The 19,118-nt window shown below is 41.4% G+C and carries 19 protein-coding genes; 13 read left to right on the top strand and 6 right to left on the bottom strand.

Annotated features, from left to right (window positions below; translation table 11 throughout):
- The first annotated feature begins 42 nt into the window (after positions 1–42).
- A complete protein-coding gene (locus tag C1A12_RS19865) occupies positions 43–642 on the top strand; it encodes a class D sortase (protein WP_101846858.1) in 600 nt (199 codons plus the stop codon).
- A gap of 154 nt (positions 643–796) precedes the next feature.
- Positions 797–1,921, top strand: a complete 1,125-nt coding sequence (locus C1A12_RS19860; protein ID WP_101846856.1) for an FAD-binding oxidoreductase — start codon at positions 797–799, stop codon at positions 1,919–1,921.
- An 8-nt stretch (positions 1,922–1,929) separates the two neighbouring features.
- Here C1A12_RS19860 and C1A12_RS19855 read toward each other — a convergent pair whose 3' ends face one another.
- From C1A12_RS19855 to C1A12_RS19840, 4 genes are all read right to left on the bottom strand, one after another.
- A complete protein-coding gene (locus tag C1A12_RS19855) occupies positions 1,930–2,787 on the bottom strand; it encodes an STAS domain-containing protein (protein ID WP_101846854.1) in 858 nt (285 codons plus the stop codon).
- A 196-nt stretch (positions 2,788–2,983) separates the two neighbouring features.
- Complete coding sequence (locus tag C1A12_RS19850; protein WP_101846852.1) at positions 2,984–3,649, bottom strand: type 1 glutamine amidotransferase domain-containing protein; 666 nt, start codon at positions 3,647–3,649, stop codon at positions 2,984–2,986.
- Positions 3,650–3,718: 69 nt separating this feature from the next.
- Positions 3,719–5,176, bottom strand: a complete 1,458-nt coding sequence (locus tag C1A12_RS19845; RefSeq protein WP_101846850.1) for a UDP-N-acetylmuramoyl-L-alanyl-D-glutamate--2,6-diaminopimelate ligase — start codon at positions 5,174–5,176, stop codon at positions 3,719–3,721.
- Between the two features lie 511 nt (positions 5,177–5,687).
- Positions 5,688–6,227 carry an HD domain-containing protein gene (locus tag C1A12_RS19840; RefSeq protein WP_101846848.1) on the bottom strand — a complete coding sequence of 180 codons (540 nt, stop codon included), beginning with the start codon at positions 6,225–6,227 and terminating at the stop codon, positions 5,688–5,690.
- A 99-nt stretch (positions 6,228–6,326) separates the two neighbouring features.
- On the opposite strand from C1A12_RS19840, the gene C1A12_RS19835 reads away from it, so the two are divergent.
- Both C1A12_RS19835 and C1A12_RS19830 read left to right on the top strand, forming a co-directional pair.
- Positions 6,327–7,277 (top strand): bifunctional riboflavin kinase/FAD synthetase, encoded by a 951-nt coding sequence (locus C1A12_RS19835; protein ID WP_101846846.1) that lies wholly within the window; start codon positions 6,327–6,329, stop codon positions 7,275–7,277.
- Positions 7,278–7,306: 29 nt separating this feature from the next.
- Positions 7,307–7,540 carry a DUF1450 domain-containing protein gene (locus tag C1A12_RS19830; protein ID WP_235001695.1) on the top strand — a complete coding sequence of 78 codons (234 nt, stop codon included), beginning with the start codon at positions 7,307–7,309 and terminating at the stop codon, positions 7,538–7,540.
- Positions 7,541–7,808: 268 nt separating this feature from the next.
- Here the strand turns inward: C1A12_RS19830 and C1A12_RS19825 are convergent, their stop codons facing one another.
- Positions 7,809–9,371: an MDR family MFS transporter gene (locus tag C1A12_RS19825; protein WP_101846842.1), complete on the bottom strand. Its 1,563-nt coding sequence runs from the start codon at positions 9,369–9,371 to the stop codon at positions 7,809–7,811.
- A gap of 381 nt (positions 9,372–9,752) precedes the next feature.
- Between C1A12_RS19825 and C1A12_RS19820 the strand changes: the two genes are divergently transcribed.
- The 3 genes from C1A12_RS19820 to C1A12_RS19810 all read left to right on the top strand — a co-directional run bounded on the left by C1A12_RS19820 (position 9,753) and on the right by C1A12_RS19810 (position 12,371).
- Entirely contained in the window at positions 9,753–10,598 is an 846-nt protein-coding gene (locus C1A12_RS19820; protein ID WP_101846840.1) for an S-adenosyl-l-methionine hydroxide adenosyltransferase family protein, read from the top strand.
- 51 nt (positions 10,599–10,649) lie between these two features.
- The gene (locus C1A12_RS19815) at positions 10,650–11,459 is read left to right on the top strand and encodes a DUF4362 domain-containing protein (RefSeq protein ID WP_101846838.1); all 810 of its coding nucleotides are present in this window, start codon (positions 10,650–10,652) and stop codon (positions 11,457–11,459) included.
- 87 nt (positions 11,460–11,546) lie between these two features.
- A complete protein-coding gene (locus C1A12_RS19810; protein ID WP_101846836.1) occupies positions 11,547–12,371 on the top strand; it encodes an aldo/keto reductase in 825 nt (274 codons plus the stop codon).
- A 444-nt stretch (positions 12,372–12,815) separates the two neighbouring features.
- Here the strand turns inward: C1A12_RS19810 and C1A12_RS19805 are convergent, their stop codons facing one another.
- Positions 12,816–13,400, bottom strand: a complete 585-nt coding sequence (locus tag C1A12_RS19805; protein ID WP_101846834.1) for a TetR/AcrR family transcriptional regulator — start codon at positions 13,398–13,400, stop codon at positions 12,816–12,818.
- A gap of 163 nt (positions 13,401–13,563) precedes the next feature.
- Here C1A12_RS19805 and C1A12_RS19800 point away from each other — a divergent pair, with 163 nt between their 5' ends.
- The 6 genes from C1A12_RS19800 to bioB all read left to right on the top strand — a co-directional run bounded on the left by C1A12_RS19800 (position 13,564) and on the right by bioB (position 18,900).
- Complete coding sequence (locus C1A12_RS19800) at positions 13,564–14,517, top strand: ABC transporter permease (RefSeq protein ID WP_101846832.1); 954 nt, start codon at positions 13,564–13,566, stop codon at positions 14,515–14,517.
- Entirely contained in the window at positions 14,507–15,454 is a 948-nt protein-coding gene (locus C1A12_RS19795; protein ID WP_101846830.1) for an iron chelate uptake ABC transporter family permease subunit, read from the top strand. Before C1A12_RS19800 ends, C1A12_RS19795 begins: the two co-directional genes overlap by 11 nt.
- Positions 15,448–16,206, top strand: a complete 759-nt coding sequence (locus C1A12_RS19790) for an ABC transporter ATP-binding protein (protein ID WP_101846828.1) — start codon at positions 15,448–15,450, stop codon at positions 16,204–16,206. The genes C1A12_RS19795 and C1A12_RS19790 overlap by 7 nt, the downstream gene beginning before the upstream one ends.
- A gap of 20 nt (positions 16,207–16,226) precedes the next feature.
- Positions 16,227–17,159, top strand: a complete 933-nt coding sequence (locus C1A12_RS19785) for a siderophore ABC transporter substrate-binding protein (RefSeq protein WP_101846825.1) — start codon at positions 16,227–16,229, stop codon at positions 17,157–17,159.
- A 132-nt stretch (positions 17,160–17,291) separates the two neighbouring features.
- A complete protein-coding gene (locus C1A12_RS19780; RefSeq protein WP_101846823.1) occupies positions 17,292–17,894 on the top strand; it encodes a biotin transporter BioY in 603 nt (200 codons plus the stop codon).
- Between the two features lie 13 nt (positions 17,895–17,907).
- Complete coding sequence (bioB, locus tag C1A12_RS19775; protein ID WP_101846821.1) at positions 17,908–18,900, top strand: biotin synthase BioB; 993 nt, start codon at positions 17,908–17,910, stop codon at positions 18,898–18,900.
- Positions 18,901–19,118 lie beyond the last annotated feature (218 nt).

The following is a 19,118-nucleotide window of genomic DNA, read 5'->3' as shown; positions in this document are numbered from 1 at the left end:
GCACTGTATGGCCTGCCTTCGTTTCTATTGGAGGTATAAAGTATGAGGAGAAAGATCGGCCTCTTTTTAATCGCACTTGGCTTTTGCCTGGCTGCTTATTATGGATATGAATGGTGGGAACAGCGGCAGGTCATTCAATCCATGAATGCAAGTGAGCTTAACGAATATTTAGAATATGATGATACTGTTTTAGATGCTAAAAGCCTGCCTGACGGGGAAGAGGAACAGGATTTCAAAAAAGGAGAAGAAATGGCTGAGTTAAAAATCCCTTCCATTGAACAAAAATACCCTGTATTCTGGGGGACAGATGAAGAGACACTGACGCAGGGAGTCGGCATGCACGAGAGTGAGTGGACAGTGACACCTGATGTAAATGGCCACACTTTATTATCCGGCCACAGGGATACTGTTTTTACAGAGATGGGAGATTTACAAATAGGCGACCTTGTGTACGTAGAGTATGAAGATAAAGAATATGCCTATCAAATTCGTAATTTATTCATTGTGGAAGCAGATGATAAAAGCGTAGTCGTGGAAAAAGATACTCCGACATTAACGATATCCACTTGTTATCCGTTTGAATTTGTAGGAGATGCACCGTATCGTTATATTGTAGAAGCTGATTTAGTAGAAATTGAGTAAGCTGCACTGTAGGAATCTAACAGTGTTTATTTTATTTGTACAGGCAGCTCAGTCATCCGTAACTGTTCATCCTCCACATGGATTAGAAAAACACCTTTTTTTCTTGTAAAATAAGAGCTGGACGAAAAATTCAATTGAAAATAGGTGTTATGGATTGAAATCATATATTGTAATTGGTTCGGGCATTCTCGGAGCTTCAACTGCTTACTATTTAGCGAAAGCAGGAGCTGAGGTTACCGTCGTTGACCGTAAAGATATAGGACAGGCCACTGATGCAGCAGCGGGAATTATCTGTCCGTGGCTGTCACAGCGGAAAAATAAAGCATGGTATGAATTAGCCAAGGGTGGAGCACGCTATTATCCGTCCTTAATCAGTAATTTGGAAGCGGATGGAGAAAAAGAAACCGGTTATCAGCGTGTTGGAGCTCTACGCCTGCACACCGAAGAAGAAAAATTAACTGAAATGATGGAGCGTGCTCTTCAACGGAGGGAAGATGCTCCAGAGATGGGAGAAATTAAACGCCTTACCCCACCAGAAACTCAGGCAATGTTCCCCCCTTTAGATGAAAGTTACGGCTCCATTTTTATTAGTGGAGCAGCTAAAGTGGACGGCCGAGCCTTAAGGGATGCTTTAATTCGCGCCTCTAAACAAAGAGGAGTGAAATTTATTGAGTCAGATGCTGCATTGAAGGTCGAAGGTTCAACGATAGCAGGGGTGGAGACGAGTAATGGACCTTTGTATGGAGACCAGGTTATTGTCACAGCCGGTGCATGGGCCAAGGAGCTTATCCTTCCGCTTGGTGAAGAGTTTCTTGTCCACCCTCAAAAAGCCCAAATTGTTCATTTGGAGCTTCCTGATACAGAAACAGCTGATTGGCCCGTGATTATGCCGCCGACAAATAAATATCTGCTTTCTTTTGCCCACGGGCGAGTCGTAGTCGGAGCTACTCACGAAACGAAGGAAAAATTCGATTCCCGCGTAACGGCTGGAGGACTTCATGAAATCTTCCATAAAGTACTGGGAGTAGCTCCCGGACTAGCGAGAGGAACATTTCTGGAAACGAGGGTGGGATTTCGGCCGTTCACTCCCAATTCCCTGCCTGTATATGGTCCACTGCGTAATTATGAGGGGTTGTACTTAGCTAATGGACTGGGGGCTTCCGGGCTGACTTCAGGCCCGTTTATTGGTGCCGAACTAGCTCGAATGGTTATGGGAGAGCCTACAGAACTAGATCCTGAACATTATCGGATTGATCTAGCCTTAGCAAAGAAAAAATGAAGCTCCGCTTAGTGCTGAGCTTCATTTTTTATGAGAGAAAATCCAATTTGCTGAAGGGCCTGCTCGAGACTGGCTGCTATAAATATTTTCTTGAACTTAGCTCCCTGTTCCACTTGAGCCATAGCCATTTCAGGTCTTATTCCAGTAATTACAGCAGTTATACCCATTAAGGCTAAGGAATCAATAATACTGATGAGATGATTGATAAGGAGATTATTAAATGTAACAAGGCCGGATAGATCCAGAATAAAGTAATCTAAATCTTTTTCTTTTACCTGATGCAATACATTCGCTAATAGTCTTGAAGAGCGATCCTCACTCATAAATCCTACAAGGGGCAATACAACAACTCCTTCTGTCACAGGTACAATTGGTGTCGACAAAAGGTCCACCTGCTGCTGAGTTTGATCCAGATGGATAATAGAGTTAAACGTTTGTCCCAGGGATTGTAAGAAGTTAATTTCTTTCTCGGAAAAGTTTCGCACCTCCCTGTCCATTACGCACAAAGTGCCAAACTCACGATCGTCTTTGTCATAAAGCTTAACTCCCATGAAGGCTTTTACTCCAAGTTCTTTCGCCAGTTTCACGTGGGCAGTAGCTTCTTCTTCTGTTAGGTTAATAGTTTTAAAGTGTGCATCATCGCTTTCCATCACAAACTGACAATAAGAGTCATCATAGTTCACCTGTAACTCAGCATCTACAATTGGAGCTTCTCGATTATAGGAAGCGATAACTTGCATGTGATCGATTTCTTTTTTGGCGATATAAACAGTATTTACATTGATAAATTCACTGATATGTACCAATAAATTGCTTGCAGCTTCTTCAACTGAGCTGTATTCTAAATCATTTTTTGTATGATTCATAGAATTGGTTCTCCTTGTCTTTATTGAGGTGAATATTTTTATAATATAATATTACCAAAAGGAAGACAGTTTTAAAAAAATTTCGTTTTTAAAGAGAAATGTTGGGACAAAGCGATATTAATTTAAGAAAGACCCGAACAATTCATTTGAATTTGATCGGGTCTTTCTGTATCTAGCAGTCTTGATCCATTTCCAATTAGGATTGGTTTAATATCTTAATAACTTCTTTCGAAACGGCCACAGTGGATTGAGGGTTTTGACCAGTAATTAAAGTGCCGTCTGCTTCGACGTGTTCGGACCAGTTTGGAGCAGACTGGAATACAGCGCCGAGTTCACGCAGCCTGCTTTCTAGTAAGAAAGGCATATGCTGATCCAGGCCTGTATCTGCCTCCTCAGCATCTGTAAACGCATTAACGCGTTTCCCTTTAACGAGTGGTTCTCCATTGGTAAGCGTAACTCCTGCTAAAGCTGATGGGCCATGGCAGACAGCGGCAACAATTTTATCTGCTTCATAAAACTCTCTGAGCAGCTGCTGCAGCTTTTGGTTATCTGGAAAATCAAACATGGTTCCGTGTCCTCCAGGAAGAAAGACGGCATCAAATGATTCAGCCGAAATAGAATCGATAGGAACTGTGTTTTCTAAGAACACTTTTGTATCAAGAATTTCAGCAGGTTCATCTTTACTTACACTGTTAGGATCTACCGGAGAACGTCCCCCTTTGGGGCTGGCAACTGTAATTTCATAGCCGTGTTGTTTAAATTCATTATAAGCTTCACCGAATTCGGAAAGCCAGATTCCGGTAGGTGTATCTTGGTTAATTTTTTCGTGGTTGGTGACCACCATTAAAATGTGTTTAGACATATAAACAGACCTCCTGAACAAAGGTTGGATTCTCCAAACCATTCCCTCGGATTCAAAAGGCCAAACGTGTTATTTTTCAGGGATTTGTTCTTTTAATAATAACACCGCTTCTTTATCAGATTTTACCGGGAAGTGATAGCTGTGCTGATAAGTCTGGTGGCCCTTCCCTGAAATAACGATCCAGTCTCCTTCTTTACTTAGTGAAAGTGCCTTTTCAATAGCAAGGGTGCGGTCTTCTACGATTTCGCCTTTTTCATTTCCATAATTCGCTTGTAATTCATTTAAGGCCTGGATCATTTCTTCTTTTGGCACGTTGTTGAGGTTGTCTAAAGTCAGAATATAATGATCGCACATTTCAGCACTGATTCTAACCATTTCTTTTCTTTTTTCTGTGTCTTTGTCTCCCTTGAACCCGAAAACGTGGTACAGTTTGCCGTTCTTCGATTCAGAAGAAGTTTGTAAACAGTTGATTACTGCATCGGGAGTATGGGCGTGATCAATTACTACAGTTGAGCCATTAGGGAAGTCAATCATGTTAAACCGCCCTTCCACCCCGGGGAAACTTTCTATAGCCCTACAGATGGAGGCTGAAGAAGCACGAAGTACTTTGGCACAAGCATAGGCGATCGCGACATTAAACAAATTATGATACCCGGGAATAGGTGAAGTTACTTCACACGAGTGCATCCCCTCTTTTAATTGCACAGAGTAAGGGTAAGAAAGCTTAAAGTCTTTCATCTGGATTGAAGCTTCAGGATTCTCTCCAAAAGAAAGAACTGGAACTTCCCGCTCTTTCATCTGATTAATAAGCTTTTCGCCATAATAGTCATCTGCATTAACGACAGCAGAGCCGCCAGGCTTTAACTTGGAGAACAGTTTACTCTTCGCTTCGAAGTACTGATCCAGTGTTCCGTGGTAATTTAAATGTTCGTGGGAAAGGTTTGTAAAAAGACATATATCAAATGTTATTCCCTCTAAACGATACTCGGCCAGACCTTGAGACGAAGCTTCCATGATCACTACGTCGTCATTACTTTGTGACAGCAGTTGATTAACTTTTAGGGCGTTGGGTGTTGTGTTTTGTGTCGTCGTTTTTTCCCCGTTAACAATGTTCTGGATGGTCCCGATAAGAGAACAAGAGTATCCCAAATGATCGAGTATATGTTTTACAAGATAGCTTGTTGTCGTTTTTCCATTAGTCCCCGTAATGCCAATCATAATTTTGTTCTGGGAAGGGTTTTGATAGAAGGCTGAAGAAACGATACCAAGCGCCTTTTTACTATTTGCTACTTTGATATAGGGAACAGATAATCCCTGGTCTTCATTTTCACCTATTATTGCAGCAGCTCCTTTGGCAACCGCATCATTTATATAGTCGTGTCCATCTGTCTGATATCCTTTGATCGCAACAAAAACATAACCTGGTTCCACTTCCATTGAGGAATCGGTTACTCCGTTAATCGATATATGATTTATAGAATGGTGGCATTCGAACAATAAGTGATCTAGTAGCTGTTGTAATTCCATAGGTTATGTTCACGCCTTTTTTATCGAAGGTTAAGTAAGTTCAGAAAACAATTTTATCAAACTTTATCAGGCTACACTTTAATTTTAAGTGAAAATGGTTCAATTGATTCATGGAGGCGGCGGTAAAAATTGGTGGATTTAACTAATGCTTATACAATTCGGATTAAACGGCTTAATTTAAAAAAGTATCTATCACTTTTATGAATAGGGCTGCAGAAAGTATATACCCTAAAAGAGCGATTAATAATGCCAAACTTGTAAAAGTTTAATCAGTCTCCCTCAGCTCAAGGAATAGAGGTGGTAGTTGAAACAAGTTTTCAACAGCAGTTGTTTCTAGTTTATTATAACCACATGAACGAGAAGTTAATAACAAAGGCGGGAACAATAATGTGTTCTTTGTGACCTTGTAGAAACCTTGCGGGCAGCCCGGATCCATCAGTTTTCATAAGTGTCATCAGATTACACGAATTGGCTATTAGGCACATCCTTTTCGAGGAGCCTATGAATACATTTAACGAAAGAATCGTTTAACCGTTTCAGAATAGGTAGAGAAAAAAACAGGGGCATCTTCAACAGAAATCCCTTTCCAAATTTTTTCAGCAACGGATTGATAATACCATCTCTGCTGCTCGAAGCTTGAATTAAAATAAGTCCAAATTTCATCTCCAATTTCGTTATAACTGGTTTCTATAGAACGTAGGTTGTCTAATTTATCTGCAACAATCAGCGACTTTACTTCCATATTTCCTGTCTGAACTGTGGTTATAGTATGTGCTTTTCGCTCGTACCATGTTTTCGTTTTATCTTCTGTATGGATGGCTACCAGATCCCTTACCGCAATCCCGAACTCTCTTTCAATATCTTCAAGTTCATATGGGGTATCCTCGACGATATCATGCAGCAGTCCAGCGCATATTAATTCCATGGAACATCCTGCTTCGTGTAAAGTCTCTGCAACCCTAATGGGGTGAGTCACATAGTCTTCGGTCGAACCTTTTCGTTTCTGACCTCTATGGGCCATTGTGGCGAATCGGCTGGCTTTTTCTATCATTCGTGACATCCTTTCATTATGCAGATTAGTTGTGTATCGATCTTATCGGATATACTATGACAATAGAGTATTGTGTACGTGAACAGGGGAGGATAGGAAATGAAAACATTTGAAGTTACAGATTTACCGCCAGAGAATAACAAAAGTACCATATTATTAATTGGTAAGTTTGATGGTCTTCACCTGGGGCATCAGCAACTGTTGGATAAGGCAAACGCCCTGCGGCAGAACAATGAGGATATTTCCGTATTCGGCTTCTCAGAACACCCCCTTTGGGTCTTAAAAGGCGATGAAACGTACAAAAGATCCCTGTCCTCCTACCAGGATAAACTGCAGACCCTTGAAAAATCAGGGGTAGACCGATACTATCATATAAAGTTTACTAAAGAATACGCGCAAATCACACCTGAGCAATTTGTTCATGAACATATTACTCAATTAAACGTCAGCACTATTGTTGTCGGCGAAGGTTTCCGATTTGGAAAAGGACGGAACGCGGATGCAGAAGGACTTAAGCAGCTCTGCCAGGAGCATGATATTTCTGTTTTTATTCTCCCTCACATTACCTTACAGCATGAAAAAGTAAGCAGTACGAAGGTTCGTCTTCATGTTGCAGAGGGAAGAATGGAAGCTGTCCAATCTCTGCTGAACCGGCCTTTTGAATTGACAGGAATAGTGGAACACGGAGAAGCCTTAGGCAGGCAGCTTGGTTTTCCTACTCTGAATGTAGGAGGAATTGAGGAATATGTCCGGCCTAAACCTGGTGTGTATATTGGAACTGTGCAAGTACAGGGAAGCCAGGCAGGTGAGTATTATTATACTTTAATCAGTGCCGGCTACCGCCCTGCTGTTAAAGGAGAGTCGTACAAAGTCGAAGCCTATCTTCTGGACTTTTCCGGTGATTTATATGACCGAATCGTAACGGTGAAGTTCCTGCGTTTCATACGAGGGGAAGAGAACTTTGACGGACTCGATGACCTTGTGAATCAAATGCAGCATGATGAGGCTGAAGCACGTACTATTTTAGGCCTTGCCAACAACGAGAAGTAAAGGAGTTATAACATCATGGGGTAGTGGTTGTGGAAGTATGTGATGGAAACTTAATAAACGAGCTGGACGTCGAAACGATTCTTGAAGAAGAATATCCAGACGTAGCTGTGCTTATGAATGAATGTCTTTCCTTCTGTGGATTATGTGCGATTAAACCGTACGCCATGGTAAACGGAACAAGGGTGTTTGCTGACACGCCCGAAGAAGCATTAGATAAAATTCGTCTTAAAATTGAAGAAGAATTAGCATTCTATGCTGAATAAAAGAAGGGCATGGCTTTCCTTTATTTCTTAGAAACTGGGATATAAGGAAAGACATAAGGTAAGAAACGAACAATGAAAATATAAATCCAGATCCTTAGCACGGTCAATATGCTTAAGGCTCCTGTGGGAACGAAGATCCTGCAGGGAAAGCGAAGTGTTTTGAACGGAGCGAAGGTGAAATTCCTTTTCTGATAAATAATCCGAACTGATTTCAACATCATGGTTCGGATTATTTTTTGCTTTATTCAGTTTTGTATCAGCTTTATTGTTATGAGCTTAATTTTTCTTTATTGCTGCCTTGAGCAGGATGATTGGATAATCGTAATGGAATTTCTTTTAAAAACAAAATTAAGATCCAGGCTCCGATTAAGATGAATGTTCCAAACAGGAAGGATCCACTTAAAGCAAGGCTTAAAACCTCTCTCATTGATGAAATCATAGTGTCAAACTGTGCAGAAGAAACCTCCGATGTACTTTCTCTTAATGCGTTGATCTGATTGGGATCCATTAGGACTTGCGGGTCTTGCAGTCCAGAACCCGGATTTTCTCTTAAACCTTTCATTTCCCTTCCCATTATTAAATTCATAATTGCCCCCATAATGGAGACACCCATCGTACCGCCGGCTTGCCGGAAAAACTGAGAAGCTGAGGTGGATACGCCAAGGTATTTATGATCGACTGCATTCTGGACGGTTAACGTCAGCACTGGAAAGGTGAGGCCCAGTCCTAATCCAACTAAGATTAGGTTACGCACTACACTTGTGACAGTCGTTTCGATTGTCATTAAAGACATCAAATACATACCGGCTGCCATAATGAGAAGTCCGAGAATAGCAAATCGCTTATAGCTGCCGGTTTTAGTAATCAGCTGGCCGCCAATTGTACTGGTCAGCACCATGCTCAGCATCATCGACATCATAATAAAGCCTGTACTTGTGGCTGAAATGCCAAGCACCCCCTGGATAAAGAAGGGCATATACATAATGGCTCCAAACATTCCCATTCCCATTAGCAGTCCGCTCATATTGGAAATCGAGAAAATGCTGTTTTTAAATAAATGAAGAGGGATGACAGGATTCTCGGCATTGCGTTCAATGAAAATAAACAGAGTTAAGGTCATTGCTGACCAGATGAAGAGCCCGATAATCACAAATGAATTCCACGGATAATTCTGCCCGGCCCAGGAAAAAGCCAGAAGCAAAGGAACAATCGAAAGGGTTAATACAATCGCTCCAAGAAAATCTACAGATTTCTTTTCATTTTGAGAAACTTTAGGGAACATCTTCCATATCATTGCGTAGGCCGCAGCTCCGAAGGGGAGAAACACCCAGAAAACCCAATTCCATTGCCAAGTATCAACAATATAACCTCCTAGCGTAGGGCCGAACACACTGGCCAGACCGAATACCGAGCCCATCATTCCTTGCCAGCGGCCACGTTCACGAGGAGGGAACAAATCACCGATGGCGGTAAAAGAAGTAGAGATTATCATACCTCCTCCCAGCCCTTGAACAGCTCTGAAAATAATTAATTGAAAAATATTCACAGACATTCCGCATAGAAGTGATGCCAAGATAAATATTCCAATTCCCGTTAATATGAAGGGTTTACGGCCATATGTATCGGATAACTTTCCTACAAGGATAGCTGTAATACTGGAAGCCAGCATGTAAATTGTAAAAACCCAGTTAAAATAGCTCATCCCTCCAATATCAGCCACTATGACAGGAAGCGCTGTTCCTATAATTGTCTGATTCAGCGCAGCAAACAGCATGGCAGCCATTATGGCAATCATTATGGTGACTTTTTGTTTATGTTCCAGATTTTCCATGTGATTTCATCCTCTATTTAATAAGTATGTGAAACCATTAGAGCGGGACAGGATAGGGTTTGTCGAATATTTTTGTCAATGACGTAAAGAAAGTCGAATCACTGGTGTCGATTGTTTACTATATGACTAAGTTCTTTAATCAACGGCAGCTTCAGTCTTTCGAGCGCCGGGAGTGGAATTACCTCGCTCTCTCTTAATTATTTCGCTCTTCGAAATGATTACTAAGTTAATAGTAAATCTGGTTAAAAAATAAAGCAAATGTAGGTAAAGGGGTGATTTTAGCCAAACGAGTCGAACGAATCTCATTGAGTTTTTGGTGAAGATTCTGTATCATGGCTGTAATTAGAGAAAAGATCGGTTAATAGATTGGGAGGGAGCAACATGAACAAGGCATTAGTATTACAGTCGGATTTTGGTATAAGTGATGGAGCAGTCAGTGCCATGCACGGGGTTGCAAATTCAGTGGATCATGATCTGAAGATATTTGACCTTACACACGATATTCCTCCCTATGATATTTGGGAAGCGTCCTATCGATTGTGGCAGACCGTGACCTACTGGAAGGATGGAACGGTATTTGTATCTGTGGTAGATCCTGGGGTAGGCTCAACTCGAAGAAGTGTAGCTGTTCAAACGGGTTCTGGTCACTACGTGATTACGCCGGACAACGGGAGTTTGACGCATATCGCGAGAACAGAAGGGATAGAAGCGGTAAGAGAAATAGACGAATCTGTTAATCGTCTGCCTAAATCTGGCGAATCCTACACATTTCATGGGCGTGATATCTATGCTTATACAGGAGCAAGACTGGCATCAGGTGTGATTTCATTTGAAGGAGTCGGCCCCGAGCTTCCGGTAAGCAGCCTTGTCCATTTACCTGTGAAAGAAGCCCGTATGGTAGATCATTCTGTCGAAGGCATGATTGATATTCTCGATATCCGGTTCGGTAATTTGTGGACAAATATCAGCCGCGACCTCTTTAAAACAATGGACGTTCCTTATGGTGGGGCAATTGAAGTAGAGATCCGACACGATGGACGTACAATCTACCGCAACGTGATGACGTTTGGACGGTCGTTTGCTGATACCCATAAGGGGGAGCCTCTGGTTTATATTAATTCATTGGATAATATGGCTGTTGCCATTAACCAGGGCTCATTTGCCAAAGCGTATGGGATTCGTACCGGTTCCAACTGGGTTGTCATTTTTAGGAAAATGGAAGAATAAGAATAATGGGCTGGCTCATTGAGCAGAGAAATTTTTTTGAGGTGAAGAGTTATGAAGGTCCGGTGGCTGGTGTGGGTGGTGTTGGTGGTCGCAGCTGGATGTTCGAATCAAATAGCTGGAATCTATGATCAGTCAGAGGATTACGTAACGCATGACCACGATGTTTTAGATGCTCATGGAAAAGTGAAAAATACGCAGTATCTTGATGATTTTATAAACAACGTCAATGAACAACAAGAAGATGAAGTTCGAATCGTAAGCTACACAGATGAAGGAGATCCCTTATTTACTTACTTATCTTATGACGGAGACGAATTGACCTACAAGCTCGACACTTCACAAGATAAGCAGGGTTCAGGGGAGACGATTGAGAAATCGTGTGAAACGGTTGAGCGGAAAGAACTTGCCCAGGAAACTGTTTATCAGCTGGGTTGTGGAAAGCAGGAAGAGATAATTGAGATACTTGCAATCTCTTATGACTCTACGACACAGGATCAGTTCGAATTGAAGTTTTCTTACAATAAAGGGAATCGAGTTACTGTGGACACGGTTGCACAATCTTTATCCATTCAGTCTGAATCAAACAGTATGAAGCAGGAGAATTTTCGTTTTACTACTGAAGAGATGAACAGCATTTATAAACTGCTTGTGAAAGAGAATTACCTGCAAGGGAAGGATCTAACGGGAAGCTGCCGGGAAGAGCCCGAATATTCATTAAAAATTCTGATTAATGGTAGTGAGAAGAAGTTTACCTGGTCGAGTTGTGATTCCGGTGAAGACGTCGGGGAAATGACAGATATGGCAGAAGGAATCATTGATCTTGTTGAAGAAACAAAGGCCTACCGCAAAGTGTTTGAATGACAGATGAAAGCAAAATAGAAGCACTCATCACTGCTCGTGTGCTACACTGCTTTTGTAACCTTTTACAAGAAAGGAAGAGATTCTTTGATGAATACGGTAAAATTACATGACAAAATCGAAATGCCTCAGCTTGGGTTTGGGGTATGGCAGGTGGAAGAGAAAGATGCAGTTCCAGCTGTAACGAAGGCGATTGAAACAGGTTATCGCTCGATCGACACAGCAGCCGTTTATAAAAATGAGCGCCAGGTAGGCGAAGCGATTGCAAAAAGTAATGTGCCGCGCGAAGAGCTTTTTATTACGACGAAAGTCTGGAATGCCGATCAGGGTTACGAGCAGACGATTAAAGCTATGGATGAGAGTCTGGAGAAGTTGGGTCTGGATTATGTAGATCTGTATTTAATTCACTGGCCGACACCTGAATATGACGATTATGTGGAAACATATAAAGCATTAGAACAACTGCAGAAAGATGGAAAGACAAAAGCAATCGGTGTATGTAACTTCAACATCGATCATTTACAGCGTCTGCTGGATGAATGTGATGTGAAACCAGCCATTAATCAGGTTGAATGTCATCCGTTCCTTGCACAGAATGAGCTGAAAGAGTTCTGCCGTGAGAAGGGGATTTTAGTAGAAGCGTGGAGCCCGCTTATGCAGGGTGGAGAAGTATTAAATAATGAAACAGTGCAGTCTCTAGCTGAGAAGCATGGGAAAACACCAGCTCAGGTTATCATTCGCTGGCATTTACAGAATGGTTCAGTCGTTATCCCTAAATCAGTTACACCTTCTCGCATCGAAGAGAATTTTGATGTGTTTGATTTCGAATTAACTAATGAGGATATGGAGCAAATTAATGCGCTTGATCGCGGACAGCGTAAAGGTCCTGAGCCAAGCGACATGAATGTAAGATAATAAGATTGATGAAAAAGGGCGCTGAAAATAGCTTCCTCAGCTTGTGGAGAAACCCCTGTTTTTCCGCAAGCTTTTTTCTTGCCGTCAGAAGCGAAGCCCCCTTCCCTTTTTTAGCGGATGAGCGCCTGAGCTTCCTCGCGAAACCCACGCTCGGCGATCTCGGCTCACTCGTTCTTCCGCAGGAGTGGAAGGGGCCTCGCTCCTTAGAATTTTTTTAATACAGAAAAAGACTTTCCTTCTCCTGGATCATCTTGGATAATTTATGGACAATCTTCTTTATGTTCTGGCAGGCAGCTGTCATCAGCACTTGTTTCGAAAACATTTTTAAATCAGCCTATCCCGTTCTTTAGTGTACTGAAAGATAAAACTTAAGTAAAAATGCCAAAAATTAAAGCTGTCGAGAACTTTTCGACTGCTTTAGGACGCTGAAAATAGCGTCCTTTTTTATTTTGTATAGATCCCGTAATCAATCATTTCTGTTATGTAAGAAGCGAGATCATAGGCCGTACACGGATAATCGTTTTCTACCCACCATTTAATTGTTCCCGAGATACTTGAAGCAATAAAGGTAAGAGTAATTTCAGGTGAGAACTTTACTGAGTGCAGATAATCGAATGCTATTTCGAGAGTAGAGCGGGTGGATGACTGAATAAATTGCTCAAACTGTTTTTGAAATTCTCCTAGTTCCTGCTTACTTAACAACGTTTCGAAGGTAAGACGCTCTACATAAATAAATTGAAGCATTCCGACAAACCGGGGGTGAGGTTTTTTCTCTTTAACAAAATCGAATGTCCGGGGACAGTCATCTATGAGAGTTTTCCAGCGTACGAGAAGGTCTTCAACAATGGTTGTTAACAAGTCTTCTTTATCTACAAAGTGACGGTAAAACGTCGCTCTGTTCATTTGAGCTTGATTCATAATTTGCTGGACCGAGACGTGATCGAGATGGTGTTCTTTTAATAAAGTAAGAAACGCTTCTTTGATCCATATTGTACTTCTCTGTACCCTGGGATCCTTATTTTTCTTCATGGTATTAAACTCCTTTCTGCAACACTTTTTCCATAAATGTCTATTATCTTCGGATCGTATTGACCTTACTCTAACCCTTACTCTATCATTCTAATTGATAATGAATTTCAATATCATAATTATATCAATTTTTTTTAACAAGGAAAGAGGTAAGGGTGGTTTTATGAAAATCAGATATACGTCAGCAGCTCTTCTTCTTTTCTCGTTTATGTCGTTGTTCATTGGAGTTTCAGATGTATCTGTAACGGATTTGGGTCACATGACACCTGAACAAGTCGAGATCATGACGGTCAGCAGGCTGCCAAGATTACTCAGTATTTTAATAGCAGGGGCAAGCATTAGCATTTGCGGGTTAATTATGCAGCAGTTAACGAGGAATAAGTTTGTTTCACCCACGACAGCCGGCACATTTGACTCTGCAAGGCTTGGTGTATTAATTTCCCTGCTTTTGTTCACTTCCGCCAGTCCTCTTTTAAAAATGGGGGTGGCATTCGCTTTTGCTCTAATGGGGACGTTTATTTTTATGCAGATTCTCGACCGTATTAAGTACAAAGATACGATTTTCATTCCGCTTGTTGGGCTTATGTTTGGGAATATCATAAGTTCAGTTACAACATTTTTTGCTCTCAAGCATGACCTGGTCCAAAACATGTCAGCTTGGCTCCATGGGGACTTTTCGATGATTATGGAAGGGCGGTTTGAGATGCTTTACCTTTCCATTCCTCTACTGGGGTTGGCTTTTTTCTATGCGGATCGATTTACTCTTGCAGGAATGGGAGAGGATTTTGCCAAAAACTTAGGCCTTAAGTATAAGCAGGTCGTTAACATTGGGTTAGCGATTGTAGCCATGATTACGGCTTCGGTGGTACTTACGGTTGGAATGATTCCTTTTCTTGGCTTAATCGTACCGAATATTGTTACGTACTATTACGGAGATCACTTGAAAAAAAGCCTGGTCCAGACGGCTGTTTTCGGAGCGGGGTTCGTATTGATTTGTGACATTATCGGACGAGTGGTGATCTATCCATATGAGATTTCTATCAGTCTTACGATGGGTGTTATTGGAAGCGGGATATTTATCTACTTATTGATGAGGAGGCGCTCCTATGCTTTTTAAAAGGAAAATCCTGCTTCTTCTCATCATTGCGGCAGGGCTTGTTCTAGCTTTTTTGTTTACAGGGGTAAGCAGTAATTGGGATTACATTCTTCCGAGAAGAACTGTAAAAATATCAGCGATTATTGTAACGGGAGCAGCGATTGCCTTTTCGACCGTAATATTCCAGACCATCACGACGAATCGAATCCTTACACCAAGTATCTTAGGCCTTGATAGTATGTATCTTCTTGTACAGACGCTGGTGGTGTTTTTCTTTGGATCAGGATCTATCGCTATGATGGACAGTCAGGTGAATTATCTGCTTTCTGTGGCAGCGATGGTGCTATTTTCATTCCTGCTCTTTAAATGGCTGTTAAGAAGGGGAGGGAATATCTATTTGCTACTGCTTGTGGGTATTATCCTCGGAACTTTTTTTTCGAGTTTGTCGTCATTTATGCAGGTATTGATTGATCCTAATGAATTCCTCATCGTACAGGATAAAATGTTTGCCAGTTTCAACAACGTAAATACAGATCTTCTTGGCATTTCCGTTGTCATCATGATTGGAAGCCTGCTTTACTACCTTCCTTATCACAAATACATGGATGTCATGGCGTTAGGCAAAGATCATGCGGTGAATCTAGGCGTTCCCTATGAACGGATCATTCAGCGGCTGTTGATTGTTGTAGCTGTGCTTATTTCTGTAGCTACAGCTTTAGTTGGCCCTGTAACGTTTCTAGGTTTGCTGGTAGTTAATTTAGCGCATGAGTTTCTGAATACCTTTCGTCATAACTACTTATTGGCAGTATCTATTTTGTTTAGCGTAATTGCTTTAGCAGGCGGCCAATTAATCGTTGAAAGAGTCTTTACTTTTTCAACTACTATTAGTGTCTTAATCAACTTCATCGGTGGAATCTATTTTATTTATCTACTGTTAAGGGAGAACAAAGCATGGTAAAAGTTTTGAATTTATTCAAGCAGTATGGGACCAGGTCAGTCGTAGAAGATGTTTCTGTATCGATTCCTAAAGGGAAAATCACAACCTTTATTGGACCTAATGGAGCCGGAAAAAGTACGCTCCTTTCGATGATCAGTCGTTTAATTACGAAGGACGAAGGAGAGGTGAAGATTGAAGGTCAGGAAATTAACAGATGGAAAACCGAAGATTTATCGAAGAAAATTTCAATCCTTAAACAAAGCAACCACATCCATCTTAGGTTAACGATACGTGAACTTGTGTCATTTGGCAGATTCCCGTATTCGAAAGGAAGGCTGACCGAAGAAGATGAGGTGAAGGTCGAGCAGGCTCTGGATTTCGTGGCCTTGTCAGACATGCAGCATAAGTACTTAGATCAATTAAGCGGGGGACAGCGCCAAAGAGCTTATATCGCGATGGTTATTGCTCAAGATACCGAGTATGTATTGCTCGATGAACCGTTAAATAATTTAGATATGAATCATTCCGTACAAATTATGAAAACATTAAGCAGGTTGGTAAGAGAGCTTGGTAAAACTGTTGTACTCGTTGTTCACGATATTAATTTTGCTTCCTGCTACTCGGACTATATTGTAGCTATGAAGAATGGAAGAATTGTAGAAGAAGGCGCAAAGGAGAAAATGATTGAGCCAGCTGTTTTAAACTCCATTTATGACATGGACATAGATATTCATACGATTAACAATCAAAAAATTTGTGTCTATTTTCAATAATATATCAAGAGGTGACTTTAATGAGGAAATGGTTAGTAAGTATAAGCGTACTATTGATTACAGTTGTATTAGCAGCTTGTGGAGGAGACACCGAAGCGGAATCCTCTAATGAAGAAGAAGAAAAAATAACGGTGGAACACGAATTAGGAGAAACGGAAGTCACGCGTAACCCTGAGAATGTGGTTGTGTTTGATTTTGGAATAGTCGATAGTTTAGATGAGCTTGGGGTTGAAATTCAGGGCGTAGCGAAAGATTCTCTCCCTGATTATTTAAGTCAATATGATAGTGATGAATATGAAAATATCGGCGGTTTAAAAGAGCCTGACTTCGAAGCGATCAGCCAGATGGATCCAGACGTGATCGTGATTTCCGGTCGTCAATCGGAGGTATACGACGAACTTTCCGAAATTGCTCCTACTGTATACCTCGGAGTTGATACAACCAGGTACATGGAATCGTTTGAAGAGAATATGCTTGCTCTTGGAGAGATTTTCAAAAAAGAAGAGGAAGTAGAGGAGAAACTTGGGGAAATAAAGGAAAACATAGAAGAGGTGAATAGTAAATCTCAATCTATGGATGGAAAAGGTTTAATCATATTAGCGAATGATGGGAAAGTGAGCGCCTATGGTGAAGGTTCACGATTTGGCTTAATCCATGACGTGTTAGGAGTACCGCCGGTTGATGAATCAATTGAATCTTCCACGCATGGACAGAGTATTTCATTCGAATACATTTCTGAGAAGAATCCAGAATATATGTATGTAGTTGACCGCGGAGCCGTAGTAGGAGATGAATCCTCAGCTAAGCAGGTGATGGAAAATGAAATCGTCAAGAAAACTTCAGCTTATGAAAAAGATCAGATTTACTATCTAGATCCTCAATACTGGTACCTATCCGGCGGGGGGCTGCAGTCTGTTGAGGCAATGGTAAATGAAATAAAGGAAAGCTTATAAATAAAGAGGTTTAAGAAGGGCGCTGTAACCAGCGTCTTTTTTATGAGATTAATGTTAACCTTATTAAAATTAAGTTGACATAAAGAATGGTTTTCTTCTATGCTAGTTTTATAAGTTATGAGGAGGAAGATTATGAGAGGACGTAGAGGGTGGACAGCTTTGGAGATTACGATGGGTGGTCTTTTCGTTGCAATGATGGCCATCGGTGCGAATATTACATCAATTGCTCCGTTTATGGTGATTGGGGGAGTACCGATCACTTTACAAACCTTTTTTGCTATAATGGCAGGTTTGATTCTTGGCAGCCGTTTAGGAGCCCTATCCATGTTTGTTTATATGCTTCTTGGTCTAGTTGGAGCACCAATTTTTGCCCAGTTTAAAGGCGGATTAACTGCCCTTTTTACACCCACATTTGGATTTATCGTTTCTTTTATATTAATAGCTTTCATAGCGGGGAAGATGGCGGAGCGTCAACGAAGTTTAAAAATGTATGTAGCGGCTTCTTTAGTCGCTATGGCTCTCAATTATGTGGTGGGTACTAATTGGATGTATGCTGCTTATTTGTATTGGTTTGAAGCGCCGGAAGGGTTAACGTATTCACTTGTCTGGTCATGGATGATGGTTCCGCTGCCTAAAGACCTTGTACTTTCTGTATTTGCAGGGGTCCTTGGTTATCGGTTGGAGAAAAGCGTTGTGAAAAGAAGTGCATTTCGAAATCGGGAAAAAATAGCATAGAGGAGGCTCGGTTATGTATGATTGGAAGGTTTTAGCTGAAAAAGTATTGCAGGGGGAAGAAATCCTGGACTCAGAGGCTTTATCCGTGCTTGAATGTCCAGATGATGAGCTGCTGGATTTGCTTGCGGCCGCTTATCTGGTAAGAAAGCGCTATTACGGAAATAAGGTTAAGCTGAACATGATTATCAATACGAAATCGGGGTTCTGCCCGGAGAACTGCGGGTATTGTGCGCAGTCCAGAGATTCAAAGGCACCCATTCAGAAGTATCGTATGATGGAGAAGGAACAAATTATAGAGGGAGCCGAGCAGGCCCATAAACTAAAGTCAGGCACTTATTGTATTGTCGCAAGTGGCAGGGGACCGTCCAGGAGGGAGCTGGAAATTGTTACTTCTGCGGTTGAGGAAATAAAAAGCAAATATGATATGAAAATTTGTGCGTGTCTTGGCTTACTTAAGCCGGAGCAAGCTCAGCAACTTAAGACAGCTGGAGTGGATCGTTACAATAACAATATTAATACGTCAGCCAACCACCATGACAATATTACCACCAGCCACAGCTATAGTGATCGTGTCTCTACAGTAAATCATGCGAAAGAAGCTGGGATTTCCCCCTGTTCCGGCGTTATTGTCGGAATGAAGGAAACAAAGCAGGATGTCATAGATATGGCGCGTGCCCTGAAAGCGTTAGATGCCGATTCTATTCCCGTTAATTTTCTACATGCGATTGATGGAACACTATTAGAAGGTACAGATGAATTAACCCCGACTTATTGCTTGAAAGTGCTTTGTTTATTCCGTTTCATTAATCCCACCAAAGAAATACGTGTTTCCGGCGGGCGTGAAGTCAACCTGAGAAGTCTGCAGCCATTTGGGTTGTATCCAGCTAACTCCATTTTTGTCGGGGATTATTTAACGACGGCAGGGCAGGAAGGGACAAAGGACCATCAAATGCTAAGAGACTTAGGTTTTGAGGTCGATTATGTTAAAGCTGAAGAACAAGTATAGAATGACATACAACAAAAGCGAAAGAAAGGACGCTGTGTGCATTGAGAGCCTGTCGTGAAAGGATCGACAGGCTTGTTTGTTGTTCTTCTTTATACCCGTGCTTTGTAAAAAACTTCTTTTTCAATCGAGCAGTCTATATTGCATATATCAGCCCTTCCAACATCCGATAAACTTTTAAAACCATGAAGAACAGGGAAACATACAAGTCAATGCAGGAG

This window comes from Halobacillus sp. Marseille-P3879 (assembly GCF_900240285.1).
Classification (GTDB): Bacteria; Bacillota; Bacilli; order Bacillales; family Halobacillaceae; genus Halobacillus_A.
This window is presented reverse-complemented; position numbering and strand designations above follow the sequence as displayed.

Bases quoted from the DNA above. Each gene is read 5' to 3' on its own strand.
- C1A12_RS19840 (WP_101846848.1), bottom strand. From the start codon at position 6,227: ATGATAGAAAAAGCCAGCCGATTCGCCACAATGGCCCATAGAGGTCAG.
- C1A12_RS19815 (WP_101846838.1), top strand. From the start codon at position 10,650: ATGAAGGTCCGGTGGCTGGTGTGGGTGGTGTTGGTGGTCGCAGCTGGA.
- C1A12_RS19845 (WP_101846850.1), bottom strand. From the start codon at position 5,176: ATGGAATTACAACAGCTACTAGATCACTTATTGTTCGAATGCCACCAT.
- C1A12_RS19850 (WP_101846852.1), bottom strand. From the start codon at position 3,649: ATGTCTAAACACATTTTAATGGTGGTCACCAACCACGAAAAAATTAAC.
- C1A12_RS19835 (WP_101846846.1), top strand. From the start codon at position 6,327: ATGAAAACATTTGAAGTTACAGATTTACCGCCAGAGAATAACAAAAGT.
- C1A12_RS19810 (WP_101846836.1), top strand. From the start codon at position 11,547: ATGAATACGGTAAAATTACATGACAAAATCGAAATGCCTCAGCTTGGG.
- bioB (WP_101846821.1), top strand. From the start codon at position 17,908: ATGTATGATTGGAAGGTTTTAGCTGAAAAAGTATTGCAGGGGGAAGAA.
- C1A12_RS19790 (WP_101846828.1), top strand. From the start codon at position 15,448: ATGGTAAAAGTTTTGAATTTATTCAAGCAGTATGGGACCAGGTCAGTC.
- C1A12_RS19855 (WP_101846854.1), bottom strand. From the start codon at position 2,787: ATGAATCATACAAAAAATGATTTAGAATACAGCTCAGTTGAAGAAGCT.
- C1A12_RS19800 (WP_101846832.1), top strand. From the start codon at position 13,564: ATGAAAATCAGATATACGTCAGCAGCTCTTCTTCTTTTCTCGTTTATG.
- C1A12_RS19785 (WP_101846825.1), top strand. From the start codon at position 16,227: ATGAGGAAATGGTTAGTAAGTATAAGCGTACTATTGATTACAGTTGTA.
- C1A12_RS19865 (WP_101846858.1), top strand. From the start codon at position 43: ATGAGGAGAAAGATCGGCCTCTTTTTAATCGCACTTGGCTTTTGCCTG.
- C1A12_RS19820 (WP_101846840.1), top strand. From the start codon at position 9,753: ATGAACAAGGCATTAGTATTACAGTCGGATTTTGGTATAAGTGATGGA.
- C1A12_RS19825 (WP_101846842.1), bottom strand. From the start codon at position 9,371: ATGGAAAATCTGGAACATAAACAAAAAGTCACCATAATGATTGCCATA.
- C1A12_RS19795 (WP_101846830.1), top strand. From the start codon at position 14,507: ATGCTTTTTAAAAGGAAAATCCTGCTTCTTCTCATCATTGCGGCAGGG.
- C1A12_RS19805 (WP_101846834.1), bottom strand. From the start codon at position 13,400: ATGAAGAAAAATAAGGATCCCAGGGTACAGAGAAGTACAATATGGATC.
- C1A12_RS19780 (WP_101846823.1), top strand. From the start codon at position 17,292: ATGAGAGGACGTAGAGGGTGGACAGCTTTGGAGATTACGATGGGTGGT.